This window comes from Micromonospora sp. NPDC049060 (assembly GCF_040649055.1).
GTDB lineage: Bacteria > Actinomycetota > Actinomycetes > Mycobacteriales > Micromonosporaceae > Micromonospora > Micromonospora reichwaldensis.
Map to the genome: position 1 here is coordinate 1 of NZ_JBEZEV010000105.1, position 20,939 is coordinate 20,939.

Annotated in this window: 19 protein-coding genes and 1 pseudogene; 15 read left to right on the forward strand and 5 right to left on the reverse strand. The window is 75.1% G+C overall.

The genetic code is table 11. The features are described from left to right. Positions 1-174: 174 nt before the first annotated feature. The 3 genes and pseudogenes from AB0B83_RS26670 to AB0B83_RS26680 form a co-directional block, all read left to right on the forward strand. Positions 175-330, forward strand: a pseudogene (locus AB0B83_RS26670) (IS701 family transposase); the annotation flags it as partial. A gap of 88 nt (positions 331-418) precedes the next feature. Then, positions 419-568 carry a hypothetical protein gene (locus tag AB0B83_RS26675; RefSeq protein ID WP_357580462.1) on the forward strand — a complete coding sequence of 50 codons (150 nt, stop codon included), beginning with the start codon at positions 419-421 and terminating at the stop codon, positions 566-568. A gap of 182 nt (positions 569-750) precedes the next feature. After that, positions 751-1,158 (forward strand): hypothetical protein, encoded by a 408-nt coding sequence (locus AB0B83_RS26680; protein ID WP_357580463.1) that lies wholly within the window; start codon positions 751-753, stop codon positions 1,156-1,158. 108 nt (positions 1,159-1,266) lie between these two features. Here the strand turns inward: AB0B83_RS26680 and AB0B83_RS26685 are convergent, their stop codons facing one another. Then, a complete protein-coding gene (locus AB0B83_RS26685) occupies positions 1,267-1,905 on the reverse strand; it encodes a maleylpyruvate isomerase N-terminal domain-containing protein (protein WP_357580464.1) in 639 nt (212 codons plus the stop codon). Positions 1,906-2,239: 334 nt separating this feature from the next. Between AB0B83_RS26685 and AB0B83_RS26690 the strand changes: the two genes are divergently transcribed. Both AB0B83_RS26690 and AB0B83_RS26695 read left to right on the forward strand, forming a co-directional pair. Beyond that, positions 2,240-2,926, forward strand: a complete 687-nt coding sequence (locus AB0B83_RS26690) for a BON domain-containing protein (protein WP_357580465.1) — start codon at positions 2,240-2,242, stop codon at positions 2,924-2,926. A gap of 83 nt (positions 2,927-3,009) precedes the next feature. Beyond that, positions 3,010-3,555 carry a DsbA family protein gene (locus tag AB0B83_RS26695; RefSeq protein WP_357580466.1) on the forward strand — a complete coding sequence of 182 codons (546 nt, stop codon included), beginning with the start codon at positions 3,010-3,012 and terminating at the stop codon, positions 3,553-3,555. Positions 3,556-3,699: 144 nt separating this feature from the next. Here AB0B83_RS26695 and AB0B83_RS26700 read toward each other — a convergent pair whose 3' ends face one another. Then, positions 3,700-6,777 carry a LuxR C-terminal-related transcriptional regulator gene (locus AB0B83_RS26700; protein ID WP_357580467.1) on the reverse strand — a complete coding sequence of 1,026 codons (3,078 nt, stop codon included), beginning with the start codon at positions 6,775-6,777 and terminating at the stop codon, positions 3,700-3,702. Between the two features lie 192 nt (positions 6,778-6,969). Here AB0B83_RS26700 and AB0B83_RS26705 point away from each other — a divergent pair, with 192 nt between their 5' ends. The 5 genes from AB0B83_RS26705 (at position 6,970) to serS (ending at position 12,455) form a co-directional block, all read left to right on the forward strand. Further along, positions 6,970-7,419 (forward strand): hypothetical protein, encoded by a 450-nt coding sequence (locus AB0B83_RS26705; RefSeq protein ID WP_357580468.1) that lies wholly within the window; start codon positions 6,970-6,972, stop codon positions 7,417-7,419. Next, positions 7,416-8,594, forward strand: coding sequence for an alcohol dehydrogenase catalytic domain-containing protein (locus tag AB0B83_RS26710; protein WP_357580469.1), 1,179 nt, complete (start codon positions 7,416-7,418; stop codon positions 8,592-8,594). Before AB0B83_RS26705 ends, AB0B83_RS26710 begins: the two co-directional genes overlap by 4 nt. Positions 8,595-8,638: 44 nt before the next feature. Then, positions 8,639-9,820, forward strand: a complete 1,182-nt coding sequence (locus AB0B83_RS26715; RefSeq protein WP_311411899.1) for a saccharopine dehydrogenase NADP-binding domain-containing protein — start codon at positions 8,639-8,641, stop codon at positions 9,818-9,820. A gap of 90 nt (positions 9,821-9,910) precedes the next feature. Then, entirely contained in the window at positions 9,911-10,987 is a 1,077-nt protein-coding gene (locus AB0B83_RS26720) for a MerR family transcriptional regulator (protein ID WP_357580479.1), read from the forward strand. A gap of 184 nt (positions 10,988-11,171) precedes the next feature. Then, on the forward strand, positions 11,172-12,455 hold the full coding sequence (serS, locus tag AB0B83_RS26725) for a serine--tRNA ligase (protein WP_357580470.1): 1,284 nt from the start codon (positions 11,172-11,174) through the stop codon (positions 12,453-12,455). A gap of 22 nt (positions 12,456-12,477) precedes the next feature. Here serS and AB0B83_RS26730 read toward each other — a convergent pair whose 3' ends face one another. The 3 genes from AB0B83_RS26730 to AB0B83_RS26740 all read right to left on the reverse strand — a co-directional run bounded on the left by AB0B83_RS26730 (position 12,478) and on the right by AB0B83_RS26740 (position 16,011). After that, on the reverse strand, positions 12,478-13,944 hold the full coding sequence (locus AB0B83_RS26730) for an NADH-ubiquinone oxidoreductase-F iron-sulfur binding region domain-containing protein (protein ID WP_357580471.1): 1,467 nt from the start codon (positions 13,942-13,944) through the stop codon (positions 12,478-12,480). Further along, positions 13,941-15,461: a hypothetical protein gene (locus AB0B83_RS26735; protein WP_357580472.1), complete on the reverse strand. Its 1,521-nt coding sequence runs from the start codon at positions 15,459-15,461 to the stop codon at positions 13,941-13,943. The genes AB0B83_RS26730 and AB0B83_RS26735 overlap by 4 nt, the downstream gene beginning before the upstream one ends. A gap of 124 nt (positions 15,462-15,585) precedes the next feature. After that, positions 15,586-16,011, reverse strand: a complete 426-nt coding sequence (locus AB0B83_RS26740; protein WP_357580473.1) for an NUDIX hydrolase — start codon at positions 16,009-16,011, stop codon at positions 15,586-15,588. A gap of 71 nt (positions 16,012-16,082) precedes the next feature. Between AB0B83_RS26740 and AB0B83_RS26745 the strand changes: the two genes are divergently transcribed. The 5 genes from AB0B83_RS26745 (at position 16,083) to AB0B83_RS26765 (ending at position 20,867) form a co-directional block, all read left to right on the forward strand. Continuing rightward, the gene (locus tag AB0B83_RS26745; protein ID WP_357580474.1) at positions 16,083-16,583 is read left to right on the forward strand and encodes a YcxB family protein; all 501 of its coding nucleotides are present in this window, start codon (positions 16,083-16,085) and stop codon (positions 16,581-16,583) included. Positions 16,584-16,656: 73 nt separating this feature from the next. Beyond that, positions 16,657-17,352, forward strand: coding sequence for a hypothetical protein (locus AB0B83_RS26750; protein WP_357580475.1), 696 nt, complete (start codon positions 16,657-16,659; stop codon positions 17,350-17,352). Between the two features lie 197 nt (positions 17,353-17,549). Next, complete coding sequence (locus AB0B83_RS26755; protein WP_357580476.1) at positions 17,550-18,998, forward strand: alpha-amylase family protein; 1,449 nt, start codon at positions 17,550-17,552, stop codon at positions 18,996-18,998. A gap of 83 nt (positions 18,999-19,081) precedes the next feature. Beyond that, positions 19,082-19,990, forward strand: a complete 909-nt coding sequence (locus tag AB0B83_RS26760) for a L,D-transpeptidase (RefSeq protein WP_357580477.1) — start codon at positions 19,082-19,084, stop codon at positions 19,988-19,990. 100 nt (positions 19,991-20,090) lie between these two features. Beyond that, entirely contained in the window at positions 20,091-20,867 is a 777-nt protein-coding gene (locus tag AB0B83_RS26765; protein WP_357580478.1) for a peptidoglycan DD-metalloendopeptidase family protein, read from the forward strand. Positions 20,868-20,939: the final 72 nt, after the last annotated feature.

The following is a 20,939-nucleotide window of genomic DNA, read 5'->3' on the forward strand; positions in this document are numbered from 1 at the left end:
CTCGTCAGGCACCCACTCTGAGATCAACCGGTCGTCCACAGTAGAAGAGATCTACCACCAAGGTCAGCCGACTGCCACCTGAGACACGCTCTAAGGGACCGCCGGTCGATCACCGACCCGACCGAGCACGCCTACCACCTGTGCTACGGACCGGCCGACACCGACGACGAGGAACTCATCCCTGTGGCCGGAACCCGGTGGGCCATCGAGGAGTGCTTCCATACCGCCAAGGGACAGGTCGGCCTGGACGATTACCAGGTGCGCCGCCACGACGCGTGGTATCGCCACACAACTCTCGCTATGTGCGCGCACGCCTTCCTCGCCGTCACCACTACCAGCGAAGACAACGGCTCCGCGAAGTGCGGCTGGAGTACTAGCATCGGCTCGGGTACGACGACTGCGACCGGGAGGAAGATCGATGCTCAGGAGACTTGCCGCGCTTGCCGGGGCCGGCGCGCTGTTGGCGCTTCTGCTGGCCTGCGGGTTCGGCGGCGGCGGAGACGGTGACGATGACGACGACGACGACGACTTTGCCCGGGGCGTGAGCGCCGCGTCCGCCCTGCGCTGACGCGGGCGGACGCGCCGAACCGCCGGACGGGCTCGCGAGACGGCCGGGCCGGATGTCCGGACCCGTCCGGGTTTGCGGAACCGTCTGGCGGGGCACAGGCGGAAGGAGCGAGCCGCACACGCCGGTGAGACGCCGGAGTCCGAAGTGGCCGTCGGCTTCGGCACCCGAGGAGGTAACCCACCATGTTCGCAAGCAACCTGCTGGACCGCCGCAGCAAGCCCGAGCGGATCGCGGACCAGGCGTGGCGACAACTGGCCACGGCGGTCAGCTCCGCCGGCGACAGCGTCCGGGACACCGCCCGCTCGGCCCGCCAGGGCGGTTCCGGCCTTGCCGACGAGGCCGGTGACCTCGTGGGCACCGCGGCGGACGAGGCCCGCCGCCGGGCCACCCTGGCCTTCGACGCGCTCGCCGGCCGCCGGCCCGCACTGCCGTGGACGCTGCTGATCGGCGCCGCGCTGGTCGGCGCGGCGATCGGCTGGGCTGCCGGCACCGCCGCGCGCGCCGCCGGCAGCCGGGGCGGCCGGGCGATGGACGACATCGAGTTCGTCGACGTCGACCGCCCCAACTCCCCCGTCGGCCTCGACGGCTGAGCGCACCACCCGCCGACGACGTGGCCCCGGCCCCCCTAATGGGCGGCCGGGGCCGCGTCGTTCTCGCAGGCGCGCGCCTCGCCGCCCACCACACCCCCGGGTCGGTCGTCAGAGGGCGGCGACGATCGCCGGCGCCCGCTCGGCCCGGCCCAGCGCCCGCAGCACCGCCGGCTGCCCGTGCCGGCGTACGGCGAGGCGGGCCAGCAGCGTCAGCACCGGGTCCACCACCTCGTCCGGCAGCTCCGGGGTGGGCACGCCGACGCTGACCGCAAGGTCGTCGGCGTGCACGACCAGCTCCATCAGTCGGGTCGTCAGGTAGTCGTCCAGCGTCAGGGAGTACGCGCCGCGGGTCAGGTGCACCACCCGGTCGGACGGTTCCGCCGGCAGCGCGTCGGTCAACTCGCGCAGCGTGGCGGCGTACCGCTCGGTAAGGGCGACCGGACCGTCGGCGGCGAGGCCGTCCCCGGCCCGGCGGATGGCGACGTTCACCGTGGCCTCGATCGGGGCGCCGAGCCAGGAGCCCCGCGCGTAGTGCGCGAGCACGTCGACCGGCTCGCCGTCGGGCACGGGCGTGGCCAGCACGGCCGGGACGCCGAGCACCTGGCTGGCGAGGTGACCGGCCAGGCCCGCCACGCCGAACTCGGGCAGGGCGCTCGGCTCGTCCCAGCGGGCGGCGACGGCGGGGTCGGCGAGCAGGTCCGCCGCGGAGCGCGCGGCGGTTAGGTAGACCGTCCTGATCGGACTCACGGGAGGCTTCTCCTTCAACGGCGGGGGATCCCCCGATCCTATGGCTCGGTCGGCCGCGCTGTCGGCCTCGTTCATGCGGTCCTGCCGGGCCGGAGTGCGGCACCGGTCGGCCCGCCCCGCGCGGCGGCTCACGTCGCGTCCCGGGTCCGGGAGCGTGGTGCGCGGCCGGCGTCGCCGTCGAGCGGCACGGGCCGGCCGTGGGCCGGCGAACGGCCGCCGACCGGCTGCGCCGGACCGCCACCCGGGACGGGTGAGGCCCCCTCACCCCGGCGCGCGTCAGGATCGGTCCCGGCGAACCCGCCGCGCCGGGCAGCAATCCCGTGAGGAGTGAGAGATGGTTATCGCGACGATCAGCCGTACCGACCGGGACATCCAGTCGGCCGTCCTCGACGAGCTGACCTGGGAACCCCGGGTACGGCCGCACGAGATCGGCGTGACGGTCGCCGAGGGCGTGGTCACCCTGACCGGCCGGGTGGACAGCTACGCCAAGAAGTGGGCCGCCGAGCGGGCGGCACACCGGGTGGCGCGCGTCCGGGCGGTCGCCAACGACGTGACGGTACGGCTGGGCACGGGCGCCGAACGCACCGACCCGGACATCGCCGCCGCCGCCGGACACGCCCTGGAGTGGGACGCGTTCGCCCCGCTGGAGCGGCTCGACGTGACCGTCTCCCAGGGCTGGGTGACGCTGCACGGCGAGGTGGACTGGGAGTACCAGCGCCGCGCCGCCGAACGCGCCGTGGCCCGGCTGACCGGCGTACGCGGGGTCAGCAACGGCATCACCGTCCGCCCGGACACCCGGCCGGACGGGCACGACCTGGCGGTACGGATCGTCGACGCGCTGGCCCGCAACGGGGCCACCGAGGCGGAGCGGATCACCGTCCGGGTGCACGGCGACACCGTGCTGCTCGGCGGGCTGGTCCACTCGATGCCGGAGCGGGCCGAGGTGGAACGGACCGTCTGGTGCGCACCGGGCATCCGCGAGGTGCAGAACCACATCGCGGTCGCCCCGGTGCTGGGCTGAGCCGGGCGCCGGACCACCCGGGCGGGGTGAGCCACCCTCACCCCGTCACGGAGAAGGCTGGGAGACATGACTGAGGTGACCCGATGACCACTCCACTCCAGGTCACCGCCCGCCTGCGGACCCCGGTGACCGGGCACGACAACGTCCGCGGGCCGGTGGACGCGCCGGTGACCATCGTCGAGTACGCCGACTTCCAGTGCCGGTTCTGCGGAGCCGCGTACGCGAACCTGCGGGAGCTGCTGCGACAGCGGGCCGACACGGTGCGGCTGGTGTACCGGCACTTCCCCATCACCAACATGCACCCGTACGCGGAGCAGGCCGCCGAGGCGGCCGAGGCGGCCGGCCGGCGCGGGCAGTTCTGGGCGATGCACGACTGGCTCTACGAGCACCAGGACCAGCTCGACCCCGTGCACCTGTCGCTCGGCATGGAGCAGCTCGGCCTGCCCGCCGACGAGGTCGCCGCGGAGGTGGAGCGGCAGGCGCACGGCGACCGGGTGCGGCGGGACTTCGTGGGCGGCATCCGCAGCGGCGTCCACGCCACCCCGACCCTGTTCGTCAACGGCACCCGCCACGACGGCGACTTCGACCTGGCGGATCTCCTGACGGCCGTAGACACCGCCACCCCGTAACCCACCGACCACCCCCGGACCACCCGACCACTTCCGGGCCACCTCCGGGCCGGTGATCATGAGGTTTGCGTACTGGAAAGCGCCTTCCCGGGACGCAAACCTCATGATCACCGCGGAGGGGCCGGGCGGGGGTGGGCAGGCGGGTCAGATGAGGTGGAGGGCGCGGGCTCGGCGGACGGCCTCGCGGCGGCGGGTGGCATCGAGCTTGCGGTAGATGTTGCGCACGTGGGTCTTGACCGTGTTGACCGACAGGGACAGCTCGGCCGCGATCTCCACGTTGGACAGGATGCTCTGCAGGTAGCGCAGGATCGTCAGCTCCCGCTCGGTCAGCGGCTCGTCCAGCGCCCCCATGCCCCGCTCCGCCGGGGCCCGCTCGGCCGGCGCGTCGGCGCCCCGGACGAGGTCGCTGACCGTCGGCCAGTGCGCGGTACCGGCGTCCAGGTGCGCGGCGAGCAGGTCACGCACCCCGGGCTCGGCGCGGGTGAACGCCCGCCGGAACCCCTCCGGCCCGGCCAGGTCGAGAGCCCGCTCCAGCAGCCGTCCGGCCCGCCGGTCGTCGCCCGCGCGCCCGGCCAGCACCGCGTCGAGCACGGCGGCGTCCAGGCGTACGGGCAGCGGCCAGCCGGCCGCCTCCGGCGCCTCCCAGTCCGGCAGCGCGTACCCGGCGGCGCGCGGGTCGCCGGCACGCAACTCCACCCGCGCGAGGGCGACGGCCAGCGGCGGGGCGGTCGCGTCGGGTACCCGCCCGAGCAGGTCCCGGGCGGCGCCCAGGTCACCCCGTGCCCCGCGTACGTCCGACTCGGCGGCCAGCAGCCAGTGCGTCAGCTCGCCGGCCCGGGGGCGGTCGGCCAGCCGCTCCCGGGCCTCGGCCAGCACCCGGTGGCCCTCGGGCAGGTCACCGGCGTCGCGCAGCAGGTACGCCCGGCACAGCGCCGCCACCGCCCCCACCACGGGCTCACCGGTGACGGGCGCGGCCAGCGCGAGGTTCGCCTCAGCCTCCTCGGGCTGGTCGCGGTGCAGCGCCACCAGGGCCAGCGCCAGGTACGCGTGAGCGCAGTCCTCCCGGCAGGACCAGCCGTGGCAGGGCGGCATGGCGAGGGCGTCCCGGGCGAGGGTCTCGGCGGCCCGCAGCTCGCCCCGGACGGCGTGCAGCAGGGCCGCCCGGCTGGCGCAGACCAGCTCCGTACGCGGTCGACCGGCCTCCCGGGCCGCCGACAGCGACCGGGCGAAGGCGAGGCCGGCGGCGGGCAGGTCCCCGTCCGCGAGGTCGGCCAGGCCCAGCGCGGTGCCGGCCACCGCCCGCACGTCGGCGTCCTCGGCGGCGGCGCCGCGCGGCTCGGCGGGCATCGGCGCGGCGGACACCGGCGCGGCGAGCAGCCCGTCGACGGCGCTTCCTGACGGCGCAGCGTGCCCCGCTGGCCCACCGGTCGCCGGGGACGGGGACGCTCCGGCCGACGCCGGGGACCCGGACGGCCCGACCGACGGAGACGCCGACGCCACGGACCCGGGCGGCTCGGCCTGCGCCCGGGGCGCTCCGGCCGACGCTGGCGCCGGGGACACGGACGGGTCGGGCGACGCCGGGGACTGCGCGGGGCGGGTGGCGAGCAGTCGGGCTGCGGCGGCGCGTACCGCTTGGGGGTCGTCGGCCAGCCGGGCCAGGGTGAGTTCCAGCGCGGTGGCCAGCCGCCGGAACCGGTCCCGGCGCGGCGCCGGCAGCGTCCGGGCGGCCTCGACGGCGTCGCGCAGGTGCCCGGCGGCGGCGGTGGCGTCGCCGGCCCGGGCCCGCTCGGCGGCGCAGGCCAGCCCGAGCTCCGGATCGCGGCGCACGGCCTCCGGCGGCGGGGGCGCGGGCGGACGGTCGGCGGGGGTCTCCCGGTCGTAGGGGACCAGCTCCGGCCAGCGGGCCACGAGGAGCGCGGCGGCCCGGTCGTGGTCGCCGCCGGCAAGCGCGTGCCGCAGCGCCTCGGCGGGCCGCCCGTTGTCGGCGTACCAGCCGGCCGCGCGCAGGTGCAGGTCGCGCAGTTCGTCGGCGGGCAGCCGGCCCAGCTCGGCGTGCAGCAGGTCGGCCAGCAGCGGGGGGCACCGGTACCAGGGCGGGCGGCTGTCGTCGCGGCGCAGCAGCCCGCCGTCGCCGGCCAGGCCGGCCAGCGCCTGCTCGGCGTCGGTCCGGCCGGTCAGCGCGTCGGCGAGGCCGGCGCAGACCGCGTCGGCGACGGCGGAGCGGCGCAGCACGTCCCGCGCGTCCGGGTCGAGCCCCGCGAGCACCTCCTCGCGCAGGTAGCCGGCCACGTCCGGCTGGTCGCCGCCGAACTGCTCGGCCCAGCGGGCCGGGTCCGGCTGCCCGCGTAGCGCCAGCGCGGCGAAGCGGAGCGCCGCCGGCCAGCCGCCGGTGCGTTCCCGCAGCCGGCGCACGCCGGCCGCCGGCAGCGCCACCCCGTGCGCGGTCAGCAGGTCGGCGACCTCGTCGTCGCCGAAGGCCAGTTCGTCGGGGCCGACCTCGGTCAGCTCGCCGGCCAGCCGCAGCCGGTGCACGGCCAGCGGCAGCCCGGCGCGGGCGCCGACCACCAGCCGCAGCCGCTGCTCGGCGTGGCGGAGCAGGAACTCCAGTCCGGCCAGTGCCTCGGGGTCGGTGATCCGGTGCAGGTCGTCCAGGACCAGCAGCACCGGCCGTTCCCGGGCGGCGAGGGCCGCGGCCAGCACCTCCAACTGGTCGGGGCGGGGCGGCCGGTCGGGCACGGGTGGCCCCGGCACGTCGTCGGCGGGATCGGTGGCCGCGCGCAGCGCCGCCGCGAGGTAGGACCAGAGCCGGTCCCCGTCGTCGCCGGTCTCCACCGAGACCCAGGCCACCCGGGACCGGCCGGGTTCCGCCGGTACGCCCGCCGCCGCGCCGAAGTCGCCAGGCGCGGCACCGGTCTGCCCGTCGTCAAGGCGCCCCCGGGCGGCGTCGGTCACCGGCCCCTGCCCCACCCGGCCCCCGGGCGCGCCGGCCTCCCCGGCGGCCCGGAACCAGGACGCGAGCAGCGTCGTCTTGCCCCACCCCGCGGGGGCACGGACCAGGGTGACCGGCCCGGCGGTCCCCTCGTCGAGCGCCCGCAGCAGCCGGGGCCGCAGCACCAGCGGCTCCGGCGGCGGGGCGGGGCACAGCCGCGACGCCAGCAGCGGTGTGCCGGCCGGCCCGGGTGCGACCGCGACGACTCCCGTGTCCCGTACGTCCTCCGGCATCCGGCCCCGCCCTCCACCGACGCGTCCACTCCCCCAGGTCCCGCCGGCGGCGGTTACCCGGCGCGGGCCCGTTCACCCCTTCGGGGGGAGCCGGCTTCACCCCGCCCCGGCCGACCCTGGTCGTACGCGGGCGACCGGCCGCGCGCGCCGGTGCGCGTCCGGCGTGGGAGGGGACCGGGAGGCGGGGCCGAGGTGGATCGGAGACGACGGCTGGCGGGCGCGACCGCGGTGGCGCTCGCCGTCGGGGCGGCGGGCCGGGCGCTGGCCGTACGGCGGCGCGGGTCGGCCTGGCCCCGCGCGGCCGGCACCGACCCGCGGCCCGCGCGCTGGCAGGTGGTGACCGTCGACCGCCCGCCCGGCGAGGTGCTGCCCGGCGGCCGCTGGCCGGAGCCCCTGCGCCGGCTCGGCCGCGCGGTGCAGGTCGAGCTGCGGCCGGCCCCCGGCTGCCGGGGCACGGAGCTGGCCGCCCGGCCGGTGCCCGGCGCGGCGGCCCCGGCGGGGCTCGCCGCCCACCTGGTCGGCGACGATCCCGGGCTGCTGGTCCGGCGGGCGTTGCGGGAGGTCAAGCAGCTCGCCGAGACCGGCGAGGTGCTCCGCGCGGACCGCTGGCCGGCCGACCGTCCGCCGGGGCCGCCGCGGTGAGGGCGCTGTGCTGGGTCGGCGCGGGCGAGCTGGCGGTACGGCAGGTGCCCGACCCGGAGCTGCGCAACGGCCACGACGTCATCGTCCGGGTCCGGCAGAGCGCCACCTGCGGCGGGGACCTGCCGCTGCTGGCCGGTCGGGTGCCGTTCCTCGCCGTCGGGGACGTGCTCGGGCACGAGTTCCTCGGCGAGGTGGTCGAGGCCGGGCCGGAGGTACGCCGGCACCGGGTCGGCGACCGGGTGGTGGTCTGCTCGTCGGTGGCCTGCGGCAGTTGCTGGTACTGCCGGCGCGACCTCCCCTCCTGCTGCGACAACGGCAGCGCCGACCCGGCCGTCACCGAGGCGGCCTGGGGCCATCCCACCGGCGGGGCGTTCGGCCTGCCCCGGGCGATGGGCGGCTTCGCCGGCAGCCACGCGGAGTACGTCCGGGTGCCGTACGCGGACGTCGGCGCGTTCGCCGTGCCGGAGGCGGTCAGCGACGACCGCGCCCTGTTCGCCTCCGACGCCGCCCCGGCCGGCTGGATGGGCGCGGACCTCGGCCAGGTGCGCCCCGGCGACGTGGTGGCGGTCTGGGGCGCGGGCGCGGTCGGGCAGCTCGCGGCCCGGGCGGCGGGGCTGCTCGGCGCGGAGCGGGTGGTCGTCGTCGACGCCGACGAGGAGCGGCTGCGGATGGCCGAACGGCACGCCGGCGCGGAGACGATCGACCACCGGCTCGCCGACGTCGTCGCCGAGCTGCGCGAGCGCACCGGCGGGCGAGGGCCGGACGTGTGCGTCGAGGCGGTCGGGGCGGCCTGGGACGGGCACGGCCCCCGGTCGCTGGCCGAGCGGTTCACCGGCGGCGCCGAGCGACCGTCCGCCGTCCGCGAGGCCGTGCACGCCTGCCGCAAGGGCGGGTCGGTCTTCCTGCTCGGCGAGTTCACCGGCTTCGTCGACGCCTTCCCGCTCGGGGCGGTCACCCAGAAGGGGCTGACGGTGCGGGGCGCGCGGCAGCACGGGCAGCGCTACATCCCGATGCTGCTGGAGCGGATGGCCCGCGACGAGCTGCGTACCGAGCACCTGGCCACCCACCGGCTGCCGTTGGAGCGGGGCGCGCACGGATACGCGCTGTTCCGGGACCGGGCCGACGGCTGCGTCCGCGCCGTACTCAGCCCCGATCTTCCGGCCGCCGCCGGCTGAGGCGGAGCGCTGCGGCCCGCCGTGCCGGGTGGCAGACTCGGCGGATGCGTGAGCAGCGGACATACGACGTCGTCCTCTTCGGGGCCACCGGCTTCACCGGAGGGCTGACCGCCGAGTACCTGGCCCGCAACGCTCCGCCGGGGCTGCGCTGGGCGCTCGCGGGGCGCAACCCCGGCAGGCTGGCCGCCGTACGGGACCGGCTGGCCGCCATCGACCCGGCGCTGGCCGGGCTGCCCCTGCTCACCGCCGACGTCACCGATGCGGAGTCGCTGCGGGCGGTCGCCGAGAGCGCCCGGGTGGTGGCCACCACCGTCGGCCCATACGTGCACCACGGGGAGCCGCTGGTCGCCGCCTGCGCCCGTGCCGGCACCGACTACCTCGACATCACCGGCGAACCCGAGTTCGTCGACCTGATGTACGTGCGCCACCACGCCGAGGCGGAGCGCACCGGGGCGCGGCTCGTGCACGCCTGCGGGTTCGACTCGATCCCCCACGACCTCGGCGTCTGGTTCACGCTCAAGCACCTCCCGGACGACGTGCCGATCACCGTCGACGGCTTCGTCCGGGCCGGCGGGCGGTTCTCCGCCGGCACGTACCACTCGGCGCTCACCGCCTTCTCCCGTACCGCCGAGGCGTCCCGGGCGGCCCGCGAGCGGCGGCAGGTCGAGCCGCGACCGACCGGGCGGCGGGTACGCGCGGTGCCCGGCCGCCTCGCCCGCTCGAAGGAGCTGGGCATGTGGATCGTGCCGCTGCCGACGATCGACCCGCAGGTGGTCCGCCGCTCGGCCGCCGCCCGCCCGGAGTACGGGCCGGACTTCCGCTACCGGCACTTCGCCGCCGTGAAGCGGCTGCCCACGGTGCTGGCCGGCGGGGTCGGGCTGGGCGGGCTGGTGGCCCTGGTGAAGCTGCCGCCGACCCGGCGCTGGCTGCTCGGCCGGCTCGCCTCCGGGCAGGGGCCGACGCCGCAGCAGCGGGCCAAGTCCTGGTTCCGGGTCCGGTTCGTCGCCACGGGCGGCGGGCGGCGGGTGCTGACCGAGGTGGCCGGCGGCGACCCCGGCTACGACGAGACGGCGAAGATGCTCGGCGAGTCGGCGCTCTGCCTGGCCGGCGACGAACTGCCGGCCACGGCGGGGCAGGTCACGCCGGTGGCGGCGATGGGCGACGCGCTGCTGGACCGGCTGGTGCGGGCGGGGATGACCTTCCGGGTGCTGGACCGGCCCCGCTGAGCGCAGGCCCCCACCGTGGGGCCGCCCGGCCCCGCGCGGGTTGACCCTCGACCAGGTTGAGACGACAGGATCGGCGCCGTGGAGAGCGACCTGCGCAGCATCGGCGAGCTGGCCCGGGCCAGCGGGTTGACCGTGAGCGCCCTGCGGTTCTACGACTCGGCCGGGGTGCTGGCCCCGGCCCTGGTCGACCCGGTGACCGGCTACCGCTGGTACACGGGCGACCAGGTGGCCCCCGCCCGGCTGGTGGCCGGGCTGCGCCGGGTAGGCATGCCGGTCGCCGAGATCGCCGCCGCGCTGCGGTCCGAGCCGGCCCAGATCCACCGCCTGCTCGACGCGCACCTGCGCCGGTTGGAGGACGGTCTCGCCGACGCCCGCAGGGAGCTCTCCCGGATCCGTACGCTCATCGACCCCGGGGAGCCCGCCATGACCACCCGTCTCGTCCTGTCCCGCGCCGACCTGGCCGCCGCCGTGGACGCGGTCCGCTTCGCCGTCGGTGCCGACCCCGACCTGCCGGTGCTGGCCGGCGTGCTGTTCGAGTCCGACGTCGACGGCGTACGGCTGGTGGCGACCGACCGGCACCGGCTGGCCGTCGCGCGGGCGGACGCCCGGATCGACGGGCCGGCGGTGCGGGTGCTCGCCCCGGTCGCCTTCGTCGACGAGGCGCGGGCCCTGCTCGACACCGGCGCGGGAAGCACCCCCGAGGCCCGGCTGACGGTGGCCGCCGGCACGATCTCCGTCTCCGTCGCAGGCCGCGCGGTCGACGCCGCCGCCCTGCCGTACGACTTCCCGGACCACCGCCGGCTGCTCCGCCCGACGCCCGGCGACGGGCCGGCGCACCGGCTGACGGTCGACGCCGACGCCCTGCGGGCGGCCCTGACCAGCGCCGACGCCCCCGTCGTCACCCGGCGGCACGACGGCCTCCCGCTCGCCGTGACCGTGCTCGGCCCGGACGGCCGGGGCGGGGTACGGCTGCTCGGGGCGGACGAGCTGGCCGGGGAGCCCGACGCGTTCCGCGTCGGCGTGAACGGCGGCTACCTGCTGGAGGCCCTCGACGCGGCCGGCCGGGGCCAGCTGCTGCTGGAGCTGGACGGGCCGATCGCCCCGCTGGCCGTGCGCCGGGCGGACGACGTCGAGGCGTTCTCCGTCCTGATGCCCATCCGGCTCTGACCGCCGCGCCGGCCCCGACCCGCCGGCCGGCTCTGACCGCCGCGCCGCTGCGGGCGGGCGCCCAGCGTCGCGGGGGCGCCACGCCGGGCGGGCGGGGTCGTCTGGACCGGGCCGGGGCGCGACCGGGCCGCGACGGTAGCATCGGTGGGTCCACCCGACGTCCGGACGGAGCGTACGGAGCAGCATGCTCGACATGGAGTTGATCCGGAAGGATCGCGAGGCGGTGGCGACCGCGCTGGCGAAGCGACTGGATCCCGCCGAGGTCAACCGCGCCCTGGACGAGATCCAGCGGCTCGACCAGGAACGCCGCGCCCTGATCAGTGGCATCGACGGCGAGCGGCAGCGCCGCAAGGCCGAGGCGCGCGCCTACGCGGCCGCGAAGCGCGCCGGCACCGAGCCGGAGGTCTCCACGCCGGAGGCGGGCCGCAAGCAGCTCGCCGAACTGGAGTCCGAGCTGGACGAGGTGCAGGCGCGGCTGCGCACCGTGATGAGCGAGCTGCCCAACCTGCCCGCCGACGACGTGCTGCCGGGCGGCAAGGAGGCCAACCGGGTCGTCCGGGCCTTCGGCGAGCCGCCGGCGATCGAGAAGGTTCGCGACCACATCGAGCTGAGCCGGATGCTGGGCCTGGTCGACCACGAGCGCGGGGTCAAGCTCGGCGGCTCGGGCTTCTGGATGTACACGGGCATGGGCGCCCGGCTGGAGTGGGCGCTGCTCAACTTCTTCGTCGACGAGCACATCAGCGCCGGCTACGAGTTCCTGCTCCCGCCGCACCTGCTACTGGACACCGCCGGCTTCGCCGCCGGGCAGTTCCCGAAGTTCTACGACGACGTCTACCACCTGGACCGGGAATCCGCCCCGCGCGGGCAGTTCCTGCTGCCCACCTCGGAGACGGCGATCCTCGGGGCGTACCAGGACGAGATCCTGGAGACGGCGAAGCTGCCGCTGAAGGCGTTCGCGTACACCCCCTGCTACCGCCGCGAGGCGGCCGGGTCGCACTCCGACGAGCGGGGCACCGTCCGGGGCCACCAGTTCAACAAGGTGGAGATCTTCCAGTTCTGCCTGCCGGAGCAGGCCGACGCCGCGCTGGAGGAGATGCTCCTGCACGCGGAGAGCCTGGTCGAGAAGCTGGGCCTGCACTACCAGCGCACCCTGCTGTCGGCGGGCGACGCCAGCGCGTCGATGAAGAAGACCCTCGACATCGAGGTGTGGATGCCGAGCACCGGCAAGTACAAGGAGGTGTCGTCGGTCTCCTGGGCCGGCGACTACCAGGCGCGCCGGGCGGCCATCCGCTACCGCGAGCCGGGCGGCAAGCAGACCCGCTTCGTGCACACCCTCAACGGGTCGGCGCTGGCCACCAGCCGACTCTTCCCGGCCATCCTGGAGCAGTTCCAGCAGCCCGACGGCTCGGTGCTGGTCCCCGAGGTCCTCCAGGCCCGCCTGGGCACCGACCGCCTCACCCCCCGCTGACCCGCCGGCCTCCCCCGCCCCCTCAGGGGGCGGGGGTGAGCCGCAGCGCGAGTTCGGGGCAGACCTTGACCGCCTTGCGCGCGCCCTCGCGCAGCCAGGTCGGCACGGGGGTGGGTGGGAAGGCGGGGTAGCCGTTCCCGTCGAGCCGGATGAAGTCCGGCACCACGTGCGCGCACAGCCCGTGCCCGTCGCAGCGGGACCAGTCCAGCGTGAGCCGCTGCGGGTTCGGGTCGGGGGCGCCCGGCAGGCCCATCACCGCCCGGACCCGCCGGCCACAACCCTCGCCGGTGGTGTGCAGCCGCAGGTCCTCGGCGAACACCTCCATCGCGGAGAGCGCGAACCGGGCCGTACCGTCGGGGTGGCTGCACGCCCCACGGCCCTTCACGTCGCCAGCGGCGGCGCGGACCACCTCCACCGGGGCGCTGCCGGAGACCGCCAGGTCGACGGCGCGGGCCAGGTCGGGCAGGCCCATCCGGCACGGGCCGCACTGCCCCGCGGACTCGCCCGCCAGGTAGCGCACCACCTGGGCGGCCTCGCCGAGCGGGCAGGTGTCCGCGCCGAGCGGGACGAGGATGCCCGCGCCGAGGGTGCCGCCCACGGCGGCCAACCCCCTGCGGGAGATCTCCGCCCGGTCGGCCGCCTCCCGGGTGATCCACCTGCCGTGGTAGCCGCCCGTCAGGATGCCCGGCCCGTCCGGCACCTCGCACAGGTCGAGGATGTCGCGCAGCGCGGTGCCGGCCGCGCACTCCACCACCGCCGGGCGTCCCGCCGCGCCGGTGACGGTGAGCAGCACGGTGCCCGGCTCGTCGTCGGTGCCGAGCGCCGCATACTCGTACGGGCCGAGCCGGGCGGCGACCGCGAGCTGGGCGTACGTCTCGGCGTTGGAGAGCAGGGTGGGCAGGCCGCCGACGCCGGAGTCGCTGGAGCGTCGCTTGGTGCCCGGCGGGATGTGCGGCAGGCCGTTGATGCCGTTGACCAGGGCTCCGCCCTCGCCGGAGATGAACCGGTGCGGCACGGTGACGATGCTGGTGGGCGCCGGCATCCGGCGTTCCTCCAGCGCCTCGGTCAGGGAGTCGCGGCCCACCCCGTCGTCGGCCACCCCGACGACGATCTCCTCGGCGTCCAGCGCGTACGCGGCCAGCGCGGCGCCGTCGAGGACCAGGTGCGGGGCCCGGGTGAGCAGCACCTTGTCCTTCCAGCTCGCCGGCTCCCCCTCGGTGGCGTTGACCACCACCACCGCCGGGAGGTCCCGCCGCTCGCAGGACTCCAGCACCGCGCGGAGCTTCCTCGCGAACGGGAAGCCCGCGCCGCCCTTGCCCTTGAGCTGGACGCCCTCGGCGAGCCGGAGCAGGGTGGCCGGTTCCATCGGCCCGACCGGCCCGTGCACCTCCTCGTGAGCGGGCAGGTCGAGCCGGCCGAACTCGGCGAAGCCTGCGGTGAGCCGGGGCTCACCGACGCAGGCCACCGGGGGCACGGTCGTCCGGATCACTTCGCCTCACCCCGCAGCCCGGCCCAGTACGCCCCGTCGACGGCGTCGGCGTTGACCCGGCGGCGGCGCACAGACCTGCTCTCGCCGGCGGCCCGGCGTGCCCGCCGGGCCGCGAGGTCGACCAGGGTCGGCGTGTCGTCGGCCGGCAGCGGGACCTCCTCGGGGACGTACCGGACCGGGGGCCGCCAGTAGTCCGGTTCGAGGTCCCGGTCTTCCTCGACGCTGTGCCGGCCACCGCCGCTGCGCGGCGCGGCGGACACGGGCCCGGCGGAGATCGGGTCGCTCGGCTCCCAGCGGCGGGGGCTGTCCCAGGGTTCCTCGGCCTCCTCCCGGCGGCGGGGCGGCGTGGAGGGGCGCCGCGCCCCGTCCCGCTCCGCCCGGTCCCGGCGAGTGCTCTCGCCGGCGCGGCGGCGGCCGGTGGGGACGGGTTCCTCCCCGCCCCGCCGCCGGCCGGTCGACGCGGGCTCCTCCTCGCCTCGGCGCCGGCCGGCCGGGGCGAGTTCCGCCGCGCGTCGGCGCGGGCGTGCCGGGTCGCGGAGCGTGCCGGGCTCGGGCACGGCCGGCACGGTGAACCGCTCCGGGTCACGGCGCCGCGCGGCGGGGGCGGGCCAGGTGCCGGTGACCGTGGTACCGGCGATCGTGGCGCCGGCCCAGGTCCCCGCGCGCCTCTCCGGCTCCGCCGCCCGGTCGGCGCGTCGGGTCCGGCCCCGCAACAGCGACCGGCGCGGGGCGGCCTCGGCCGGCCGCCCGGCCAGTGCCTGGTTCATCGCGGCGGCCTGGTGCTGCTCCCGGCGGCGACGGCCGAGGCTGACGGAGAGGCGGACCAGCAGCGCCAGCACGACCAGCAGGACGCAGGCGAGGTAACTCAGCAGCACCCAGGGCTCCGCGGGCCGCCCGGCGTTGAGCCCGTGCACGATGGCGAACGGCCAGGAGAGGTACGCGGCCGAGTGCAGGGTGCGCCAGAGCCACCTCGGGCCGACCCCGGCGAAGCGGGCCCGGACGACACCGGTCCAGAGCACGCTCACCATCAGCAGGGCGGCCACCGTGCCGAGGCCCACGTAGAGGCCCCGTCCACCGACGAAGGGGACCACCGCGTCGGTGCTCGCCGCCCGCCCGGTGGCGATCTTCGTGAGCACGTGGAAGACCAGCCCGGCGACGCCGAGGATGCCGGTGGCCCGGTGCGCGGACTGGAGCAGCACCCGGTGCCGGATCAGCAGTACCAGCCGGTCGGTGGCGAGCAGCCCCATCATCACGGTGAGGCTCAACGCCACGAGGGCGACGACCCCGGCGAAGAACTCGGTGAAGAAGAAGCCGTACGCGTACGCGGCCGAGCCGGCGCCGGTCAGCATGGTGGCGGCCCACAGCGCGGCGAGCGCCGAGAGGGTCAGCAGGGCCACCGCGGGCCGGGAGCGGGTGCGGGCCCCCCGGCTGGTGCTGGTGGTCCGGACGGTGGGCGGCTTCTGGTTCCGTTGTGCCCGGGCCATCTGCTCCTCGATCGTCTCGCGGCGGCGCACCACCGGCCGGCCCTGTTCCCCATCGAGTACGGACGGGCAGGGCGGGCGGATCACCGGCGCGCGGAAATTCCCCGCACCGGCGCCGAAGCGAGGGCCCGCGTGCGATCTTCAGAGGGTCCGGTCGTGGTCAGGCTCGATGCTCGCCAAGGACCCTGCTGAACAACGCGAGGTAGCTGTCATGAACCAGGGACAGTTCTCCGAGCGCGTCCTCGGTGAACCACGCGATGGCGTCGTGTTCGTCCGGCGCGGCGTTGACCGGGGACCCCGTCCACGCTTCGATCAGCCAGATCTGCATGTCGAACGTGTCGGTATGAACTTCGTGCACGGGCGGGCCCGACGGCGCCGCGATGTCGATGCCCAGCTCCTCCCGAAGCTCCCGGGCGAGTGCCGCGCCGGGCAGTTCCCCGGGATCCACGTGCCCACCGGGCATGTCCCAGACGTCGGGATACCAACGGCGCTGAGGAGATCGGTGGCACAACAGCACCCGGTTGTCGTCGCGCAGCAACGCCGTGACGATGCGAGCCTTGGGAGAGCCTTCCGCAAAGACCGACACAGGCGCATTGTGCCACCGTGGTAACCCGATCCGCCGCAACGAGGCAGTTGAGGGGGCACTATCGTTCTGGCGTGCACATCCGTTTCGACGTCCCCGCCGATCCCGCCTACCCGGGCCGCGTGGCCGCTGCGCTCGGCAGTGTCCGGTTGCGCAAGTTCGGCTACGTCGGTGCGGTACTGGTGGCGGTCGGGGCGATCGGGTTTGCCGTCTCGCGGGGGTTCTCGTGGGGTGACCGGGTCTCGTCGCTGTGCATGGCCATGATCCTGGGTGGCGTGCTGTCGATGTTGTACTCGCCCTGGGTGCAGTGGCGGGCCCGGCGTCGCTCCGGTCGCTACGCCGTCGAGGGCGCCTACGACATCACCGACGACAACATCATGATGCGCAGCGGCTCGGAGTCCGGCGGTATCGCCTGGGACGGGGTGGCTCGGGTGCGGGACACCCCCGAGTTCTGGATCGTGTACGTCGGCCGGATGCCGGCGACCGTGATCCCACGCCGCTTGATGTCCGCTGAGGACGCGGAGACGTTGCGAGCCTTCATGGCCGATCGCGGGCTGCTCGTCGGCTCCGCCTGACGAGGTCCCCGGCCGAGCCGGCACCTCTGCTGAAGCCTGCCGCTTCCTGGTTGGGCGGGGATGGCAAGCTGCCATGGTGTCTGCGGAGCCGCGCGGCGACTACTCCTGGCTGTTCGACCTGGTGGCGGTCGATCCGGCCGTACGCCACCATGCGCTCGCTCGGCATCAGGCACTTCTCGCCGCGGCGAGCGATGCGTTGCACCTGTCGAACGGCCTGTGGGCAGCGCACCACCGGTCGAGGTCCGGTCAGGCTCGGCTCGCCGCGAGGTTGGACCAGGCGCGCGCCGACTTCCGGTGGCATCAGGCGCAGACGATCCATGGACCTCTCGATGCCTTCCGGGACGCTCCGGACGACGACCACGCCGGCCGCGCACGGTGGGCGCCGATCGTGGCCCTCTACCTGCGGTGGGAGGCGGAGTATCCCGACGAGTGGGGAGCGCCGGAGTCGTGGATGTGGTCCCGCTGGGGAACGAAGGAGGTGCTCCTTCGCCGGCTCGATCGGGGCGGTATCCCGGAGACCGTCAGGCCACAGATCGCTGAGCTGATCCTCGCGGCACTGAGGCGACCGTACCGGTGCAAGGACTGGCTGTACGCAAGCCTGGTCCGTCAGCTCCACGACTCGCCGTTCCTCCACGAGGTGGGGATGCTGACGTCCGCCGACGATCCCCTGGTCCGGCTCCGGGCACAGTTCGTCCTCCATGTGGCCGCGCATCCCGAGCAGACTCCCACCCGCACGAGCTGGCGGCGCTGGCTCGATTCCGCCGCCTGACCGCTCGATCGCGGGCGTCCGTCCGTCGCGCGAGGCCGGCAGTGCGAAGGCATTCACACATGCCCATGCATTGACAGTGCTTGCAATGCGCTTGTAACCTTTCGGAAATTTTCAAGCCGTACTGCAAGATCCCGGCACCACCGGGGCTTCCCGGCCTCGCCACCACCCTGTCCCCCATCCCCGTTCAGGAGTCCTCCATGCAGAGACGTCGACGGTTGTCGGCGATCGTCGCCCTCGGCGTGATCGCCGGCCTGATCGTCCCCACCGCCGCGACCGCTCCCCCGGCCGGCGCGGCCCCGGCAGGCGGCAAGAAGGTCATCGCCAACCTCTTCGAATGGAACTGGTCGTCGGTGGCCACCGAGTGCCGCACCAACCTCGGCCCGAAGGGCTACGGCTGGGTGCAGGTCTCGCCGCCCCAGGAGCACGTACGGGGCTCGCAGTGGTGGCTGGCGTACCAACCGGTCAGCTACCGGATCGAGTCCCGCAAGGGCACCCGCGCGCAGTTCAAGTCCATGGTCGACACCTGCCACGCCGCCGGGGTGAAGGTGGTCGTCGACGCGGTCGTCAACCACATGTCCGGGCAGGACAACGGCGGCACCGGCTGGGCCGGCTCGTCGTACGGGCACTACGACTACCCGGGGATCTACCAGACGCAGGACTTCCACCACTGCGGCCGCAACGGCGGCGACGACATCGCCAACTACAACGACCGGTGGGAGGTGCAGAACTGCGAGCTGGTCAACCTCGCCGACCTGAAGACCGAGTCGGACTACGTCCGGACGAAGATCGCCGGCTACCTCAACGACCTGCTCTCGCTGGGCGTCGACGGCTTCCGGATGGACGCCAGCAAGCACATGCCGGCCGCCGACATCGCCGCCATCAGGGGCAAGCTGTCCCGCTCGGCGTACATCGTGCAGGAGGTGATCCACGGCGCCGGCGAGCCCATCCAGCCGGGCGAGTACACCGGCAACGGCGACGTGCACGAGTTCCGCTACGGCAAGGACCTGGCCCGGGTCTTCCGCTCCGAGAAGCTGGCCTACCTGCGCAACTTCGGCGAGGGGTGGGGGCACCTGCCCAGCGGGTCGGCGGCCGTCTTCGTGGACAACCACGACACCCAGCGCGACGTCGGCGGGGTGCTGACCTACCGCGACCGGGGCATCTACGCGCTGGCCAACGCGTTCATGCTCGCCTGGCCGTACGGCTCCCCGACGGTGATGTCGAGCTACACGTTCAGCCAGCGCGACCAGGGCCCGCCCTCGGACAGCTCCGGACGGACCCTGAACGCCACCTGCTACTCGGGCTGGGAGTGCGAGCACCGCTGGCCGGTCATCGCCAACATGGTCGGCTTCCGCAACGCCACCGAGGGCGCCGGCGTCGTCAACTGGTACGACAACGGCAACAACCACATCGCCTTCGGCCGGTCCGGCAAGGGCTACGTCACGATCAACGACGAGGACTCCGCGGTGAACGGCCGGTCGTACCAGAGCGGGCTGCCGGCCGGTCGCTACTGCGACGTCGTCCACGGCACCTTCAGCAACGGCACGTGCAGCGGTCCGGTGATCACCGTGGACGGCGGCGGCTGGTTCGCCGCGAACGTGCCCGCGCACGACGCGATCGCCATCCACGTGGGCGCGCGGCTGAGCTGAGGCTCCACCCCTGCGGACCCCGTCCCGGCCGGCATTCCGGCAGGGGCGGGGTTTCGCCGTCGTTCACCCGTTACAGTTAGTTTGTGCGTTTTGACCGAATGAACCGGCGACACGTCCGCTTGCTGGCCGCCGCCGTCGGCGTACCCCTGCTCCTGCTGACCGCCGGGGCCACCGGCTGGGTACTGACCCCCGGGGCCGAGCCCACCGCGCCGCCGGTCGTCGTCGGGCCGCCCGCGCCGACCGGCGCGGCCCCGACGAGCGCCGCGCCGGAGCGGGTGCCCGTCGCCGCGCCCGCGCCGGACGACCTGCCGGTGGTCGACTACGGCCCGGCGCCCACCGGCTTCCCGGCCGATCGGGACACGATGGACACCACGCCGCTGACCGAGGGCCTGCACCCGACCCGCCGCATCGCCGCCTACACCGCCCCCGGCGGCCGGCCGCTGGCGTTCCTCGACCCCACCATCAGCGGCGTCGAGCTGACCATGCCGATCGCCCAGCGGCGGGCCGGCTGGACGGCGGTGCTGCTCCCGTCGGCCAACCGCACGCTCGCCTGGCTGCCGCCCGGCGGCCACGCCACCGTGGCGCTGGCCGACCAGATCGTGATCGAACGCAGGCACCACCGCCTCACCTGGTACCGCGCCGGCCGGGCCGTGCGCAGCTGGGAGGTCAGCCTCGGCCAGCGCGGCCAGGAGACCCCGCTGGGCCGGACCTTCATCCTGGGCCGCACCCCGCCGCCGCAGAGCGTGTACGGGGGCGTCGACATCTACGCCCTCGGCTCGGTGCCCGACGACCCCGACTCGGTGCCGGCCGGCCTGCGCGGGGCGCACATCGGCATCCACAGCTGGTACCACGACGGCGAGCTGGGCCGGAACACCACAAACGGCTGCATCCGGCTGACGAAGAGCGGGCAGCGGGAACTGCTGGCGAAGGTCCGCCCCGGCACCGAGGTGGTCGTGGTCGACGAGTTGCCCGCCCCGCCACCGACGACCTGAGCACCACCGCCGCGAAGTGAAGATTGTCTTTCTCTCGATGGATGTCTATGACACCATTTCGATGCGCAGAACGATGCGCATCGAAATATGGAGGTGCCTGATGCACAAACGATGGTGGAGTCTGGCGGCAGTCTCGTTGCTCGCGGCGGTGGCGTTGGTGGCTCCGGCCAGCCCAGCGATGGCCGCGCCGACGTTCAAGGTTCCTTTCCCGTGCGGCCAGTCCTGGTCCGGTCAGACCCGCACCAACCACAGCCCGACAAACGCGATCGACTTCAACCGCACCGACGACCTCGGTGACCCGGTGGTCGCGAGCGCACCAGGCACGGTGGACGTGGTGACCGACCTCGGCGGCACCAGCTACGGCAAGTACGTGCGGATCAACCACGGCGGCGGCTACAGCACCTACTACGCCCACCTCAACGGCTTCAACGTCTCCGTCGGACAAACGGTCGGCTACGGCAGGGTGATCGGCTGGGTCGGCACCACCGGCGGCTCGACCGGCCCGCACCTGCACTACGAGCAGCGCCTCAACGGCAGCGCCATCCAGATCCGGTTCAACGGCGCCCTTGCGCTGTACTGGGGCACCAAGACCTACACCAGCGACAACGGCTGCGGCGGTGGCACCGCGACCGGCACCGTCGGCACCAGCGGCACGCCGCTGACCGTCCGCTCCGGGCCTGGCACCGGCTACGCGGCCGTGGACACGCTCGCCAACGGCACCACCGTCACCATCTACTGCCAGACCAACGGCACCACCGTCACCGGCACCTACGGCACCAGCTCGATCTGGAACCGGATCGGTACCGGCCGCTACATCTCCGACGCCTACACCTACACCGGCCACGACGGGTTCATCCCCAACGTTCCTCGGTGCTGACCTGATTGGAGGGGCCCCCCCCCAACGCCCCACGTTGAGGGGGGGCCCCCCCCAACGACCAAATCCGCAACA